Origin of the sequence: Amycolatopsis sp. cmx-4-61 (assembly GCF_046548775.1) — a bacterium.
Lineage (GTDB): Bacteria > Actinomycetota > Actinomycetes > Mycobacteriales > Pseudonocardiaceae > Amycolatopsis.
Map to the genome: position 1 here is coordinate 206,708 of NZ_JAEBEI010000003.1, position 11,736 is coordinate 218,443.

Sequence of the window (11,736 nt, forward strand, 5' to 3'; positions counted from 1 at the left end):
CGAGACGACGAGCTCCCACCCGGGACCGGCCCGACCGGAGCACATCGGGGAAAAATCACCCGACCGGGGTGTTCAGGGCCGCAAGGTGTGACAAAACGCGAGCGCCCCGCGATGTCCACGTCGAAGCCGAAGGGAGCGTGGTCGATGCCGGACAGGCAAGTACGACTGGTGCACGACGTCCGGTTCGTCTCGATCACCACCGGCCACGCCCGCGAGGAACTCCGGTACCCGGGGATCACCATCCACCGCATCGACGGGGGCGCCGTGGTCGGGGAGACGTGGATCCCGTTCGGGCCCGCGCCGACGTACGCCGACGACGAGGCGCTGCTCACCGCCTGGCACGCCGCCCTCGACTGGAGCCGCTCGCCGACCGACAGCCCGTCGACGTGACGGGAAGATCGCCGACCGCAGGCACTCCCCGGTCCGTCGACGTTTTCCGGAATGCCGGAAGCGCCATTCAATAGATTTCGAATCGGACGTTCCTGCGCCCCTTGTCAACGTTGACAACGAATGTCGTCCGGACAATTTATTGTCATAGCGCGGTATTGCGCGGCGCAGTATCATCTGGCGCGGCACCACGCGGAAACCGGTGACGGTTCCGAATTCGCGGTTGCCATCCGAAGAACCATCGAGCCCCCTTGGGCACCAGCATGTCCGCACCACGAGGGAAAGGGACGGAAAATGCGCAAGACCACCAAGTCGCTCGCCGCGCTGGCCGCTGCCGCCGCGCTTCCCCTGGCGACGAGCGGTACGGCGTGGGCCGACATCCCCTTCGACCAGCCGGTCAACGGGCGCGCCACCTACTACAACGACGCCGGCTTCGGCGCCTGCGGCACGCAGATCAACGCCGCCACCCAGCTGCTCGTCGCGGCGCCGGCCGCGTACTGGACCACCGCCAACCCGAACAACGACCCGCTGTGCCGGGGCGTGTCCGTCCGGGTCTCCTACAACGGCCGGACCATCACCGTGCCCGTGGCCGACAAGTGCCCGAGCTGCGACAGCGCCCACATCGACCTGAGCGCGCCGGCGTTCGCCCAGCTCGCGGACCCCGCCCTGGGCAACATCCCGGTGACCTGGTCGTTCGTCCGCTCGTGACCCGGCGGAACAGCGGAGAACCGGCATGAACCAGCTCAGGAAACTCCTGCTCGTCGTGACCGTCGCCGCCGCGGTCGTCGCCGGCGGACCGGCCGCCCCGGCGACCGCGGCCGGCACCAAGAAGGGCGTCAGCGCGGCCGCCTTCGCCGGCGTCACCACGGCCCTCGCCGACGTCGGCGCCCGGTGGTTCTACACCTGGGCCGCGGATCCCCAGGGCATCACCGCACCGGCCGGGACGGAGTTCGTCCCGATGATCTGGGGCCGCGGCTCCGTCACCCCCGCCCAGTTGCAGCAGGCGAAGGCGGCCGGGAGCACCCTGCTCGCGTTCAACGAACCCGACCTGGCCGGCCAAGCCGAGATGTCGGTCGAGACCGCGCTCGACCTCTGGCCGCAGCTGCAGGCGACGGGCCTGCGGCTGGGCGCGCCGGCCGTGGCCTACGGCGGGGACACCCCCGGCGGCTGGCTCGACCGGTTCATGAGCGGCGCCGCGGCGCGCGGCTACCGCGTCGACTTCATCCCGCTGCACTGGTACGGCGGCGACTTCTCGACCGCCGCCACCGGGCAGCTGCAGTCGTACCTGCAGGCGGTGTACGACCGCTACCACCGGCCGATCTGGGTCACCGAGTACGCGCTGATCGACTTCTCCGGCCCGACCCCGCGCTACCCGTCCGCGGCGGAACAGGCCGACTTCGTCAGCCGGTCCACGGCGATGCTGAACGGGTTGCCGTTCGTCGAGCGCTACGCCTGGTTCTCGCTCTCGACGTCGACCACCCCGACCGGCCTGTACACGGGCACCACCCCGAACGCCAGCGGCGCCGCCTACCGGGCCGCCGGCTGATCCCCCACCCGCACCGGAACCGAACGGAGGTCCATCCCGCATGTTCAAGCGGCTCTTCGCCACGGCCGCGGCGCTCGTCGTCGCCCTGACCGCCGGTTCGCCGGCGAGCCCGGCCACCGCGGCGGGCAACCACACGGTGACGTTCGTCAACCACACCGGCCAGACCGTCTGGCTGGGCAGCACCGTGAACGCCGACGGGTCGGTCAACTTCGCGAGCCTGCCGACGCTGGCCGACGGGCAGTCGGCGACCGTCACGATCCCCGAAACGTCCGCGCCCGGCCACTGGCGGGGCAAGTTCTTCGCCCGCCAGGGGTGCACGGGCACCTCCGGCCGGGACTTCCACTGCCTGGTCGGCGACTGCGGCGTGTACGCCGACCACTGCGCGACCGGCGAGCAGCCGGCCAGCCTGGCCGAGTTCAACTTCGACACCGCCGACGGCCTCGCCCCGTGGTACGACGTCAGCTACGTCAACGCGTTCTCCGTCCCGATCACGATCGAGCCGGTCAACGCGGCGGTGCCGCCGGGTTCGGCGTCGTGCGGCACGGCGGGCTGCCCGGAGAACCTGCTGCCCTACTGCCCGGCCGCGAACCGGCAGTACTCCCCCTCCGGCGCGCTGATCAACTGCGTCAACCCGAACCGCGACGCGCCCACGAGCTACAGCGACGCGATCAAGTCGCACTGCCCCAAGGCGTACGCGTGGTCCAAACAGGACACCGAGCCGGGTAACCAGACGATGTACCAGTGCGCTTCCTGCACCGGCTTCACCATCACCTTCCACGCCGGTTCGTAGCCTCGACGCCGGGACACGGACGGTACCCGCCGCCCGTGTCCCGGCGCGGTCCGGACGCCGTCGGTGCCCACGCTCAGGAGGCCGTGGACATCGATTCGGCCACGCTCATCACGTATTCGCCGTAGCTCGACTTCGCCAGCTTCTCCCCCAGCGCGTGGCAGTGGGCGGCGTCGATGTAGCCCATGCGGAGGGCGATCTCCTCCACGCAGGCGATGCGGACACCCGTGCGGTCCTCGATCACGCGCACGAACTGACCGGCCTCCAGCAGCGAGTCGTGGGTGCCGGTGTCGAGCCAGGCGAAACCCCGGCCGAGGTCGACCATCCGCGCGCGGTGCTGCTGCAGGTACCGGCGGTTGACGTCGGTGATCTCCAGCTCGCCGCGCGCGGACGGCTTCAGCGAGGCGGCGATGTCGAGCACGTCGTTGTCGTAGAAGTACAGTCCGGTGACCGCGCGGTCCGACCGGGGCCGGGCCGGCTTCTCCTCGAGGGAAAGCAGGTTTCCCGCCGCGTCGACCTCGGCCACGCCGTAGCGGTGCGCGTCCTTCACCCGGTAGCCGAACAGGACGCATCCGTCCAAGTCGGACTTGGCCTGCTCGAGCACGCCGGAGAAACCCGGGCCGTGGAACAGGTTGTCGCCCAGGATCAGCGCGACCCGGGAATCGCCGACGAACCGGCGGCCGATGAGGAACGCCTCGGCGAGACCGTTCGGCTGGTACTGGAGCGCGTACTCGATGTTCAGCCCGAACTGCTCCCCGGCGCCGAGCAGCCGGCGGAAGCTGGGGAGGTCCTCGGGCGTCGAAATCAGCAGGATTTCGGTGATGCCCGCGAGCATCAGCACCGAGAGCGGGTAGTAGATCATCGGCTTGTCGTACACGGGAAGCAGCTGTTTCGACGTCGCCTGGGTGATCGGGTGCAGTCTCGAGCCGGTCCCGCCGGCGAGGATGATGCCTTTCACGGTCTCTCCAAACCTGGTGCACGGATCCACGGCGGGCACACTGTGCCAGCGGCTCGTGGAAGATGGCTCAAACCCCGTCCGAGCGGAGTCCAGGCATCCTTGAGTTGGCGGTGGTCCACTCGCGGCATGGTTACCAGCCACGAGCCGTCCCCCGCCGGGCCCCGGCACGACCTGCGGCAACGGGTCGCGGAGCTGGCGGCGGCACGCAGCGACCTGCTCGCCGGCCCCTCGCCGGATGCGACCGGACGGCAGCACGCCAAGGGGAAGCTGACCGTCCGCGAGCGGCTGGAGCTGTTGTTCGACACCGGTTCCTTCCGGGAGATCGAGGGTTTCCGGCGCCACCGCGCCGCCGGGTTCGGGCTCGAGCACCACCGGCCGCCGTCGGACGGGGTCGTGACCGGCTGGGGGAAGGTGCACGGGCGGACGGTGTTCGCGTACGCCCACGACTTCCGCATCTTCGGCGGTTCGCTCGGCGAGGCACACGCCGAAAAGATCCACAAGGTGATGGACCTGGCCGAGTCCGCGGGCGCGCCGCTGGTTTCGCTGTCGGACGGCGCGGGCGCGCGGATCCAGGAAGGGACGACCGCGCTGGCCGGGTACGGCGGGATCTTCCGCCGCAACGTCCGGGCGTCCGGCGTCATCCCGCAGATCAGTGTCATGCTGGGGCCGTGCGCGGGCGGGGCGACCTACTCCCCCGCGCTGACCGATTTCGTCTTCATGGTGCGGGGCATCGCGCAGATGTACCTCACCGGCCCGGACGTGGTGCGTTCGGTGACCGGCGAAGAGGTTTCGCACGAACAGCTGGGCGGGGCCGACGCGCACGCCGGCGTTTCCGGCGTCGCCGGTTTCGTCTACGACACCGAAGAGGACTGCCTCGCCGACGTCCGCCACCTGCTGTCGATGCTGCCGGCCAACAACCGGGAACCGCCCCCGGCCGTGGCCCCGGCCGACGACCGGGACCGGGACTGTCCCGCGCTGCTGGACCTCGTCCCCGGCGATCCGAACCGGGCCTACGACATGCGCGCGGTGATCGAGGAGATCGTCGACGACGGCGACCTGTTCGAAGCGCACGCGTCCTGGGCGCCCAACGTCCTCTGCGGACTCGCGCGGCTCGACGGGCACGTGGTCGGGATCGTGGCGAACCAGCCCGCGGTCCTGGCGGGCGTGCTGGACATCCCCGCCTCGGAAAAGGCGGCGCGGTTCGTCCAGACCTGTGACGCGTTCAGCATCCCGCTCGTCACCCTCGTCGACGTGCCGGGCTTCCTGCCGGGCCGGGAGCAGGAGCACGGCGGGATCATCCGGCACGGCGCCAAGCTGCTCTACGCCTACTGCAACGCGACCGTCCCGCGGATCCAGCTCATCCTGCGCAAGGCCTACGGCGGCGCCTACATCGTGATGGACTCGCGGTCGATCGGCGCGGACCTGTCCTTCGCCTGGCCGTCCAACGAAATCGCGGTCATGGGCGCCGAGGGCGCGGCGAACGTCGTCTTCCGCCGCGAGATCGCCGGCGCACCCGATCCCGAGGCCGCCCGCGAACAGCGCATCAAGGAGTACGTCCAGGAGCTGATGCACCCGTACCACGCGGCCGAGCGAGGGCTGGTGGACGACGTCGTCGACCCGGCCGCGACCCGGCGCATCCTCATCGACGGGCTGGAGATGCTGCGGGCCAAGCAGGCCCGGCTGCCGTCCCGCAAGCACGGGAACCCGCCGTCGTGACCCCGGAGGACGTCGTGGTCGTGCGGGGCGCCCCGGATGACGACGAGCTGGCCGCGCTCGTCGCCGCGCTCGCCCTGCTGGCCGCGCGTCCGCGCGCGGTGCCGCCGGCCGGGAAGGCGCCCGCCTGGGTGCGGGAGAGCTTCACCGCCCCCGGCTCGTGGGCGCGGGGCTGACCTGAGCCGTCAGCGCGCCGAGGGTCTGGTGCCGCAGCACCGCCGTGGGGGTGAGCGGGATCCCCGCGCCGGCGGCCAGTTCCGCGACCCGGACCGCCAGCAACGACGTGCCGCCGAGGTCGAAGAAGTTGTCCTCCTCGGCGACTTCGTCCAGCTCCAGCAGGAACCGCCAAATGCCCGCCAGCCGTTCACCCGGCGTCCCCTCGAACGCCGGCGTGGCGAGGGCCCGGCGGTCGAGTTTGCCACGGCGGTTGACGGGCAGCGCGGTGGCGGTGCGGAACACGGCGGGCACGCAGTACGGGGGCAACGTGCCGGCGAGGTACCCGCGGAGCTCGGCCGCCGACGGTGGTGGCCCGGCCGGGACGACGGTCGCGACGAGCCGGACGTCTCCGGCCGGGTCGGTCTCGGCCGTGACGACGGCCTGTGCCACGGCCGGGTGCCGGGCCAGCGCGATCTCGACCTCGGCGGGCTCGACCCGGTACCCGCGGATCTTGACCTGGTCGTCGAGCCGGCCGGCGAACACGAGATCGCCCGACGGCAGCCGCCGTCCGGCGTCGCCGGTGCGGTAACCGCCGTCGGTGAAGCGCTCGGCGGTCAGGTCGGGACGGCCGAGGTAGCCGCGGGCGATGCCGGTGCCGCCCAGCCAGATCTCGCCGGTGGCGCCGTCCGGGACCGGTGCGCCGCCGGCGTCGAGCAGCCGGATCTCGGTGCCGTCGATCGGTTTGCCGATCGGGACGGGCGTGTCCGGCCAGTACCGCGCCCGGGCCGCGTCGATCGCGAACACGCAGCGGCCGACCACTCCCTCGGTCGGGCCGTAGTGGTTGTACAGCAAAGCATCCGGCGCGACCCCGGCCCAGGACCGCAGGAGATCGGGCGGGAGGGCTTCACCGCCGATGACGTAGGCGGCACTGCGCAACCGCCGTCCGCCCGCCTCGGGCAGCAGGAGGCGCAGGTGCGTCGGCGTGAGCCGGACGAAGCCGTGCGGACGCTCCATCGCGGACAGCAGCTCGTCGAACCCGGCGTCTTCCGGCAGCAGGGTGATCGACTCACCCCGGACGAGCGGGACGAACAGGCTGGTGAAGGAGAAGTCGAACGACAGCGGCGAATGCAGGATGCTCCCGGCCGCCGCGCGCGGAAGCGTGCGCGCGGCCCAGCCGACGTAGTTGGTGAGCCCGGCGTGCTCGACCTCGACGCCCTTGGGTTTCCCGGTCGAGCCCGAGGTGTACAGGACATACGCCAGGTCGCGCTGCTCGGGAAAAGAAGGACACGGCCCGGCGGGGGCCGCGGCCTCGAGCGACCGCACCGGCACCCCCGCCACCGGTGGGTGGCCGGGGGCCGCCAGCACGGCGACGGCGCCGGAGTCTTCGATCTGGTGCGCGATCCGGGCCTCGGGCAGGGTGACGTCGATCGGAACGAAGGCGCCGCGGGCCCGCAGCACGGCGAGTATCCCGACCAGCGCTTCGATGCCGCGGGGTGCGCACACCGCCACGCGCCGGCCCGGGACCACCTCGAGCGTCGCGGCGAGCGTATCGACCCGGGCCAGGAGTTCGCCGTAGCTGACCCGGGTGCCCCGGCAGTCCAGCGCGAGCGCGCTGGGCGTCTCCTTCGCGCGGTCCGCGATCTGCTCGATCACCGTCGCGGACACGGGAGCTCCTCGGCCACCAGGACGGCCAGCTCGGACCAGGCCCCGCTCGGGAAGAGCTGCCGCGCGCGGACGCCGGCCAGCCGCAGCGGCCGGGTCGTCTCGCGCTGCCAGTCCGTCCACCGCGCCGGCGTGGCCGCCAGGTCCGCCTCGGTGGCCACGACGGTGACCGGCACCGGCAACGGCGGCTCGTGCTCGTACACATAGGACCGGCTGAGCGCGAGGTCGGCGAGCACCGGCGGCGCGAGCATGGCGAGCAGGTCCGGATCGCCCAGGATCCGCGGGTCGGTGACGCCGTTGCCGGCGAGCTCGGTGCGGAGGTCGCCGATCGGGCGGGGTTCGGTCAGCCGCCCGGGCGCCTCGCAGGAGGCGACCACGAGCCGTCCGGGCAGCTCCCCGCCCCGCCGCCGCAGCTCGCGGACGAGCTCGAAGGCGAGCAGGCCGCCCGAGCAATGTCCGAAAAGGACCGTCGGCAGACCGGGCCGGGCGGGCAGGTCGTCGGCGAGGCCCGAAACCGCCGCGGCCAGCTCGGCGTGCGGCGGGTCGTCGAGCCGGCTTTCGCGGCCGGGCCAGCGCACGGCCAGCAGTTCGGTGTCCGGGGGCACCAGGTTCCGCCACTCGCGGAACGGCCCGGCCCCGCCACCCGCCCACGGCAGGCAGAGCAGCCGGGCCCGCGGCTGCGCCGGCCGCGTCCAGTGCGCGATGCTCGTACCGGGCATGGGAACTCCCCTGTTGTCGGTTCCGGAACGGGACGCCGTCGGCGGCTCAGTGCGCGGCCACGCCGACTCCGAGGTCGCGCACCTGCAGCCGGCTTGTCCAGGCCGTGGCGAGCCGCCGAGCCTCGGCGGCGCTCAGCACGTCCGTGCGGTACCGCAGCTGGGCGTGGGCTCCGGGCTCCGGCCACACCTCCAGCGCGACGTCGTGCCACGTCTTCGCCGCGCTCAGCCGTTCCCGGCCCGTGCACCGCACGCCGGGGAGGTCGAGCGTCGCCACCGCGTAGACGTGGAACTCGAAAGTGGCCTGCAGCAACGGAGACCGGGTCACCCCGGCCGGCGGCGGCTGGTAGAAGGCGCTGATCGGCATCGGCGGGGACGCGAGGGCGGCCCGCAGCCGCTCCGCCGCGGTCTCGACCAGTTCGCCGGCCGGCGCGGCGGCGTCCGGGAACCGCACGGCCGCCGCCCACGGGAAACAGCCGATGACGTTCTCGACCTCGGGCACCGAGCGCCCGGCCACCGGCACGTTGACCAGGACGTCACGAGCGCCGGTGACGTCGTGCAGCGCGCCGGCGTACGCGGCCAGCAGTTCCGCGGCGGTGGCGCTCCGCCCGCCGGGAAGGGCCGCCGGGACGGTGACCCCCGGGCCGACCTCGTCCCGGGGGTCACCGAACGGCAACGCCGTGGCGCCGGCCAGCTGCTCCCGCCAATAGCGCCGAGCCGCGCGGAGCTCGGCGGCCTGCCGGCTTTCCTGGACGGCGATGGCGCGGTAGTACGAGGTGGGCTGCCGCTCGGCGGGCGGCTCCCCGGCGGCCAGCGCGGTGTAGGCGGTGGCGAGGTCCCGCAGCAGGATCTGCTCCGACCAGCCGTCGTAGGCGATGTGGTGCACCGAGATCGCGAGCAGGAAGCGGTGGTCGCCGAGCTCGGTGAGCCGGGCCCGGATCGGGATCTCGTTCGCCAGGTCGAAATCGCGGAGCAGGAACCGGCGGGCGTCCGCGGCCGTGCCGGTCCCGACGGTGCACACCGGGCCGGCCGAGCCGGGCGGGTCCACCACCGGCCGCGGGCCGTCGAGGATGCGCGTGCGCAGCGCGTCGTGCCAGGACGTGACGACGTCGAGGGCGCCGGCCAGCGCACCGGTGTCGAGCTCGCCCTCCAGCCAATACAGCCGGCGCAGCAGGTGGGCGTCGTCGCGCGGGTCGTCCAACGCGACCCGGTAGGCCATGAACTGGCTCAGGGGCAGCCCGTAGTCCCAGCGGCCTTCGGCGGCCCCGGCGGATTCCCGTACGGGCAGGGCGTCGACGACCGCCGCGATCGCCGCCGGCGTCTGCGCGCGCAGGACCCGGGCCGGGGCGAGGTCGACGTCGTGGCGCTCCGAAAGCCGGTTGGCCAGCTTGATCGCGATGAGCGAGGTCGCGCCGAGGTCGAACAGGTTGTCGCCGGGGGCGACGGGCTCGCCGAGCAGCGACGACGCCACCTCGAGCACGGACGCGAGTGCCGATCGCTTCGCGTTGTCCTTCCCCACGGATCTCCCCCCGTCAACCAGCGCGGTGTCGGTCGTGAGCAAGGTATGCGGGCTCCTTGGAGTTCTGGTCGACCGCGGGTGGGTCGACCGTGCGACCGCGGGCGTCGTCCGGTCGAAGGACCCGGGAAGTCGATCGTTAGCACCTCGCAAGATCCACGCGCCCCCGGACAGAATCGGACTCGTCCGCATCGCCGAACCGTCCGGAGGGAACCACGTCATGTCCGCTCGTACCTCGCTCGGCTCGAAAGCGGTGGTGGCGGCCGGTTTCGCACTGGCCCTCGCCTGCACCGGAGCCACCACGGCCTCGGCCGCTGCCCCGGCGCTGACCGCGAGCCCGAGCAGCGACCTCGCCGACGGGCAGGTCGTGGCCGTGACCGGAACCGGCTACGCCGCCGGCTCGACGATCGTCCTGCTGGAGTGCGACGCCGCCCAGCCGGCCGGCCGGGCGTGCGACAAGGCGGGACTGGTGGCGACCGTCGCCGGGGCCGACGGCACGCTGGCCGCGAAGCTGACCGTGCACCAGGCGTTCCCGGCGGTCGACCTCAGCACCGGCGCGGCCGGGGCCACCGTGGACTGCGCGACCGCGCACTGCGTGATCGCTTCCGCCGACACCAGCGACACCGGCAGCGAAGGCGCCGGCGTCTCGATCACGTTCGGCTGACCCCCGTGAGCCCGGTGCCGGTCACGCGCTTCCCCTCCCCCCAGCAAGCCGTGACCGGCACCTTCCCGGAAAGTGGTTCAGACGACCGAGGAGGTCAGGTGGGCAGCGATCTCGTTGGGCGTCGGCAGCTGCCGCATCGCGTCGCGCACGCCCGCGGTCGCCGCCGAGAAGGCCGGGTCGCCGAGCATCCGGGCGGCCTTCTCGCGCAGGACCTCGTCGGTCGCGTCCGAGGGCAGCACGAACTCGCCACAGCCGTTCTCCGCCAGGAGTTCGGCGTTGAGCGCGGTGTCGGTCATCTGGGGCACCAGCAGCTGCGGGGTGCCGGACGCCAGCGCGGTCATCACCGTGCCGAGCCCGGCGTGCGAGATCACCAGGTCGCACCGCGGCAGCAGGGCGTTGAACGGGACCCCGGACACGACCCGGACGTTGGCGGGCAGCTCGCCGATCAGGTCGGCGTCCGCCGCGGTCACCGCGGCGACGACCTCGACGTCGAGCCCGGCGACCGCGCGGACCACCTGACCGGTCACCACCATCTTGCGGTCGAACCGGCCCGACGACGTCCCCCAGGAGACGCAGACGCGCTGGCGCGGGCTCGGCTCGTGGAGCCAGTCCGGCAGCACGCCGGGGCCGTTGTACGGCACGTACTGCATCAGGAGGCGGGAGCCCGGCGACGCGATCTGCAGTTGCGGCGGGCAGGGGTCGACGCTGACGGCCGCGAGCGACGGGACCTCGTCGAGCCCCCAGTGCGCCCGCACCTCGGCGAGCGCTTCGGCTTCGAACTCGCGGAACAGCCCGGCGTAGTCGATGCCCCAGGTGTGCCGGATCGCGGGCACGCCCAGCAGGTCGGCCACCATCGGGCCCGCGTAGGTCCAGGCCTCGTACAGCACCACGTCCGGACGCCAGCGCCGGGCGAAGTCCAGCAGGCCGTCCATCATCGTCCAGCAGGCGGCCACGCCGAGCCGGCAGTTCTGGGTGCCGTGGCGGCGCATGTCCCGCCAGTGCGGCGGGTTCACGCCTTCGGCGTCGGCGAGCCGGCGCAGGAAGCCGCCCATCATCGCGCCGGCGTCGACGCTCTCGCCCACCGCGGCGGCGGGCAGGCCCGAGCGCTGCACGGTAGCGACGAGTCCCGGCTGGGTGGCGACGACGACCTCGTGACCCTGCGCCCGCAGGGACCAGGCCAGTGGCACCAGCGGGAAGTAGAGGGTGTTCCAGTTCCACGTCGTGATCAGCACGCGCACAGACGTTCATCCTCCGGTCCCGGCCGCCGACAGTGCTCCGAGCGTCGGGGTGGCCGCTCGAACCGGCGTCCAGTACGGGTGGCGCGCGGTTGCCGTCCCGTTCGGAGCCCGGGCAGGATGATCCCTACCCGGACGTCCGGCAGATCCAGTGAATTCCACGAAGAAGGAGTGGCACCATGAGCAATCCCCGGCGCGAGGGCACCACACCCGCCAAGCGCTTCCCCGCGGCCGCCGTCCTCGGCTCCGCGATGCCCCTGGCCCTGGTCTGGGTGGTCCTCTACCTGACCGGCGCGGTCGACTCGGGCGCGCTGATCGGCATCGCGATCGCGATCGTCGTGCTGGTGCTGTTCATCTGGGTGACCGCGAGCATCCGCCTGCGCCGGGGGCGCTGAC

Annotated in this window: 13 protein-coding genes; 8 read left to right on the plus strand and 5 right to left on the minus strand. The window is 72.7% G+C overall.

Annotated elements, in window-relative coordinates:
* The first annotated feature begins 144 nt into the window (after positions 1 to 144).
* From ACLJOU_RS13325 to ACLJOU_RS13340, 4 genes are all read left to right on the plus strand, one after another.
* Positions 145 to 390, plus strand: a complete 246-nt coding sequence (locus tag ACLJOU_RS13325; RefSeq protein ID WP_410567064.1) for a hypothetical protein — start codon at positions 145 to 147, stop codon at positions 388 to 390.
* Between the two features lie 291 nt (positions 391 to 681).
* Positions 682 to 1,095 carry a cysteine/serine endopeptidase inhibitor gene (locus tag ACLJOU_RS13330; protein WP_410567066.1) on the plus strand — a complete coding sequence of 138 codons (414 nt, stop codon included), beginning with the start codon at positions 682 to 684 and terminating at the stop codon, positions 1,093 to 1,095.
* Between the two features lie 25 nt (positions 1,096 to 1,120).
* The gene (locus tag ACLJOU_RS13335) at positions 1,121 to 1,933 is read left to right on the plus strand and encodes a glycoside hydrolase family protein (protein ID WP_410567067.1); all 813 of its coding nucleotides are present in this window, start codon (positions 1,121 to 1,123) and stop codon (positions 1,931 to 1,933) included.
* A gap of 40 nt (positions 1,934 to 1,973) precedes the next feature.
* Positions 1,974 to 2,723 (plus strand): thaumatin family protein, encoded by a 750-nt coding sequence (locus ACLJOU_RS13340; protein WP_410567069.1) that lies wholly within the window; start codon positions 1,974 to 1,976, stop codon positions 2,721 to 2,723.
* Between the two features lie 73 nt (positions 2,724 to 2,796).
* On the opposite strand, the gene rfbA is transcribed toward ACLJOU_RS13340, so the two are convergent.
* On the minus strand, positions 2,797 to 3,678 hold the full coding sequence (gene rfbA, locus ACLJOU_RS13345; RefSeq protein ID WP_410567071.1) for a glucose-1-phosphate thymidylyltransferase RfbA: 882 nt from the start codon (positions 3,676 to 3,678) through the stop codon (positions 2,797 to 2,799).
* Between the two features lie 126 nt (positions 3,679 to 3,804).
* Between rfbA and ACLJOU_RS13350 the strand changes: the two genes are divergently transcribed.
* Together ACLJOU_RS13350 and ACLJOU_RS13355 are read left to right on the plus strand one after the other, a co-directional pair.
* On the plus strand, positions 3,805 to 5,394 hold the full coding sequence (locus ACLJOU_RS13350) for an acyl-CoA carboxylase subunit beta (protein WP_410567073.1): 1,590 nt from the start codon (positions 3,805 to 3,807) through the stop codon (positions 5,392 to 5,394).
* Entirely contained in the window at positions 5,391 to 5,567 is a 177-nt protein-coding gene (locus ACLJOU_RS13355; RefSeq protein WP_410567075.1) for an acyl-CoA carboxylase epsilon subunit, read from the plus strand. The genes ACLJOU_RS13350 and ACLJOU_RS13355 overlap by 4 nt, the downstream gene beginning before the upstream one ends.
* Here ACLJOU_RS13355 and ACLJOU_RS13360 read toward each other — a convergent pair.
* Genes ACLJOU_RS13360 through ACLJOU_RS13370 form a run of 3 tightly spaced genes read right to left on the minus strand, consistent with a single transcriptional unit; the run spans position 5,536 to position 9,444 of the window.
* The gene (locus ACLJOU_RS13360) at positions 5,536 to 7,212 is read right to left on the minus strand and encodes a non-ribosomal peptide synthetase (protein WP_410567077.1); all 1,677 of its coding nucleotides are present in this window, start codon (positions 7,210 to 7,212) and stop codon (positions 5,536 to 5,538) included. The two genes, ACLJOU_RS13355 and ACLJOU_RS13360, sit on opposite strands and share 32 nt — an antisense overlap.
* Positions 7,197 to 7,928 (minus strand): thioesterase II family protein, encoded by a 732-nt coding sequence (locus tag ACLJOU_RS13365; RefSeq protein WP_410567078.1) that lies wholly within the window; start codon positions 7,926 to 7,928, stop codon positions 7,197 to 7,199. Before ACLJOU_RS13365 ends, ACLJOU_RS13360 begins: the two co-directional genes overlap by 16 nt.
* Before the next feature lie 46 nt (positions 7,929 to 7,974).
* Positions 7,975 to 9,444: a condensation domain-containing protein gene (locus ACLJOU_RS13370; protein WP_410567080.1), complete on the minus strand. Its 1,470-nt coding sequence runs from the start codon at positions 9,442 to 9,444 to the stop codon at positions 7,975 to 7,977.
* 217 nt (positions 9,445 to 9,661) lie between these two features.
* On the opposite strand from ACLJOU_RS13370, the gene ACLJOU_RS13375 reads away from it, so the two are divergent.
* On the plus strand, positions 9,662 to 10,105 hold the full coding sequence (locus ACLJOU_RS13375) for an enediyne antibiotic chromoprotein (RefSeq protein ID WP_410567082.1): 444 nt from the start codon (positions 9,662 to 9,664) through the stop codon (positions 10,103 to 10,105).
* Positions 10,106 to 10,182: 77 nt separating this feature from the next.
* Here ACLJOU_RS13375 and ACLJOU_RS13380 read toward each other — a convergent pair whose 3' ends face one another.
* The gene (locus ACLJOU_RS13380) at positions 10,183 to 11,343 is read right to left on the minus strand and encodes a nucleotide disphospho-sugar-binding domain-containing protein (protein ID WP_410567084.1); all 1,161 of its coding nucleotides are present in this window, start codon (positions 11,341 to 11,343) and stop codon (positions 10,183 to 10,185) included.
* A 176-nt stretch (positions 11,344 to 11,519) separates the two neighbouring features.
* Between ACLJOU_RS13380 and ACLJOU_RS13385 the strand changes: the two genes are divergently transcribed.
* The gene (locus ACLJOU_RS13385; protein WP_410567085.1) at positions 11,520 to 11,735 is read left to right on the plus strand and encodes a hypothetical protein; all 216 of its coding nucleotides are present in this window, start codon (positions 11,520 to 11,522) and stop codon (positions 11,733 to 11,735) included.
* The last annotated feature ends 1 nt before the right edge of the window (position 11,736 follow it).

Bases quoted from the DNA above. Each gene is read 5' to 3' on its own strand.
- ACLJOU_RS13325 (WP_410567064.1), top strand. From the start codon at position 145: ATGCCGGACAGGCAAGTACGACTGGTGCACGACGTCCGGTTCGTCTCG.
- ACLJOU_RS13340 (WP_410567069.1), top strand. From the start codon at position 1,974: ATGTTCAAGCGGCTCTTCGCCACGGCCGCGGCGCTCGTCGTCGCCCTG.
- ACLJOU_RS13365 (WP_410567078.1), bottom strand. From the start codon at position 7,928: ATGCCCGGTACGAGCATCGCGCACTGGACGCGGCCGGCGCAGCCGCGG.
- ACLJOU_RS13375 (WP_410567082.1), top strand. From the start codon at position 9,662: ATGTCCGCTCGTACCTCGCTCGGCTCGAAAGCGGTGGTGGCGGCCGGT.
- ACLJOU_RS13350 (WP_410567073.1), top strand. From the start codon at position 3,805: ATGGTTACCAGCCACGAGCCGTCCCCCGCCGGGCCCCGGCACGACCTG.
- ACLJOU_RS13385 (WP_410567085.1), top strand. From the start codon at position 11,520: ATGAGCAATCCCCGGCGCGAGGGCACCACACCCGCCAAGCGCTTCCCC.
- ACLJOU_RS13330 (WP_410567066.1), top strand. From the start codon at position 682: ATGCGCAAGACCACCAAGTCGCTCGCCGCGCTGGCCGCTGCCGCCGCG.
- ACLJOU_RS13335 (WP_410567067.1), top strand. From the start codon at position 1,121: ATGAACCAGCTCAGGAAACTCCTGCTCGTCGTGACCGTCGCCGCCGCG.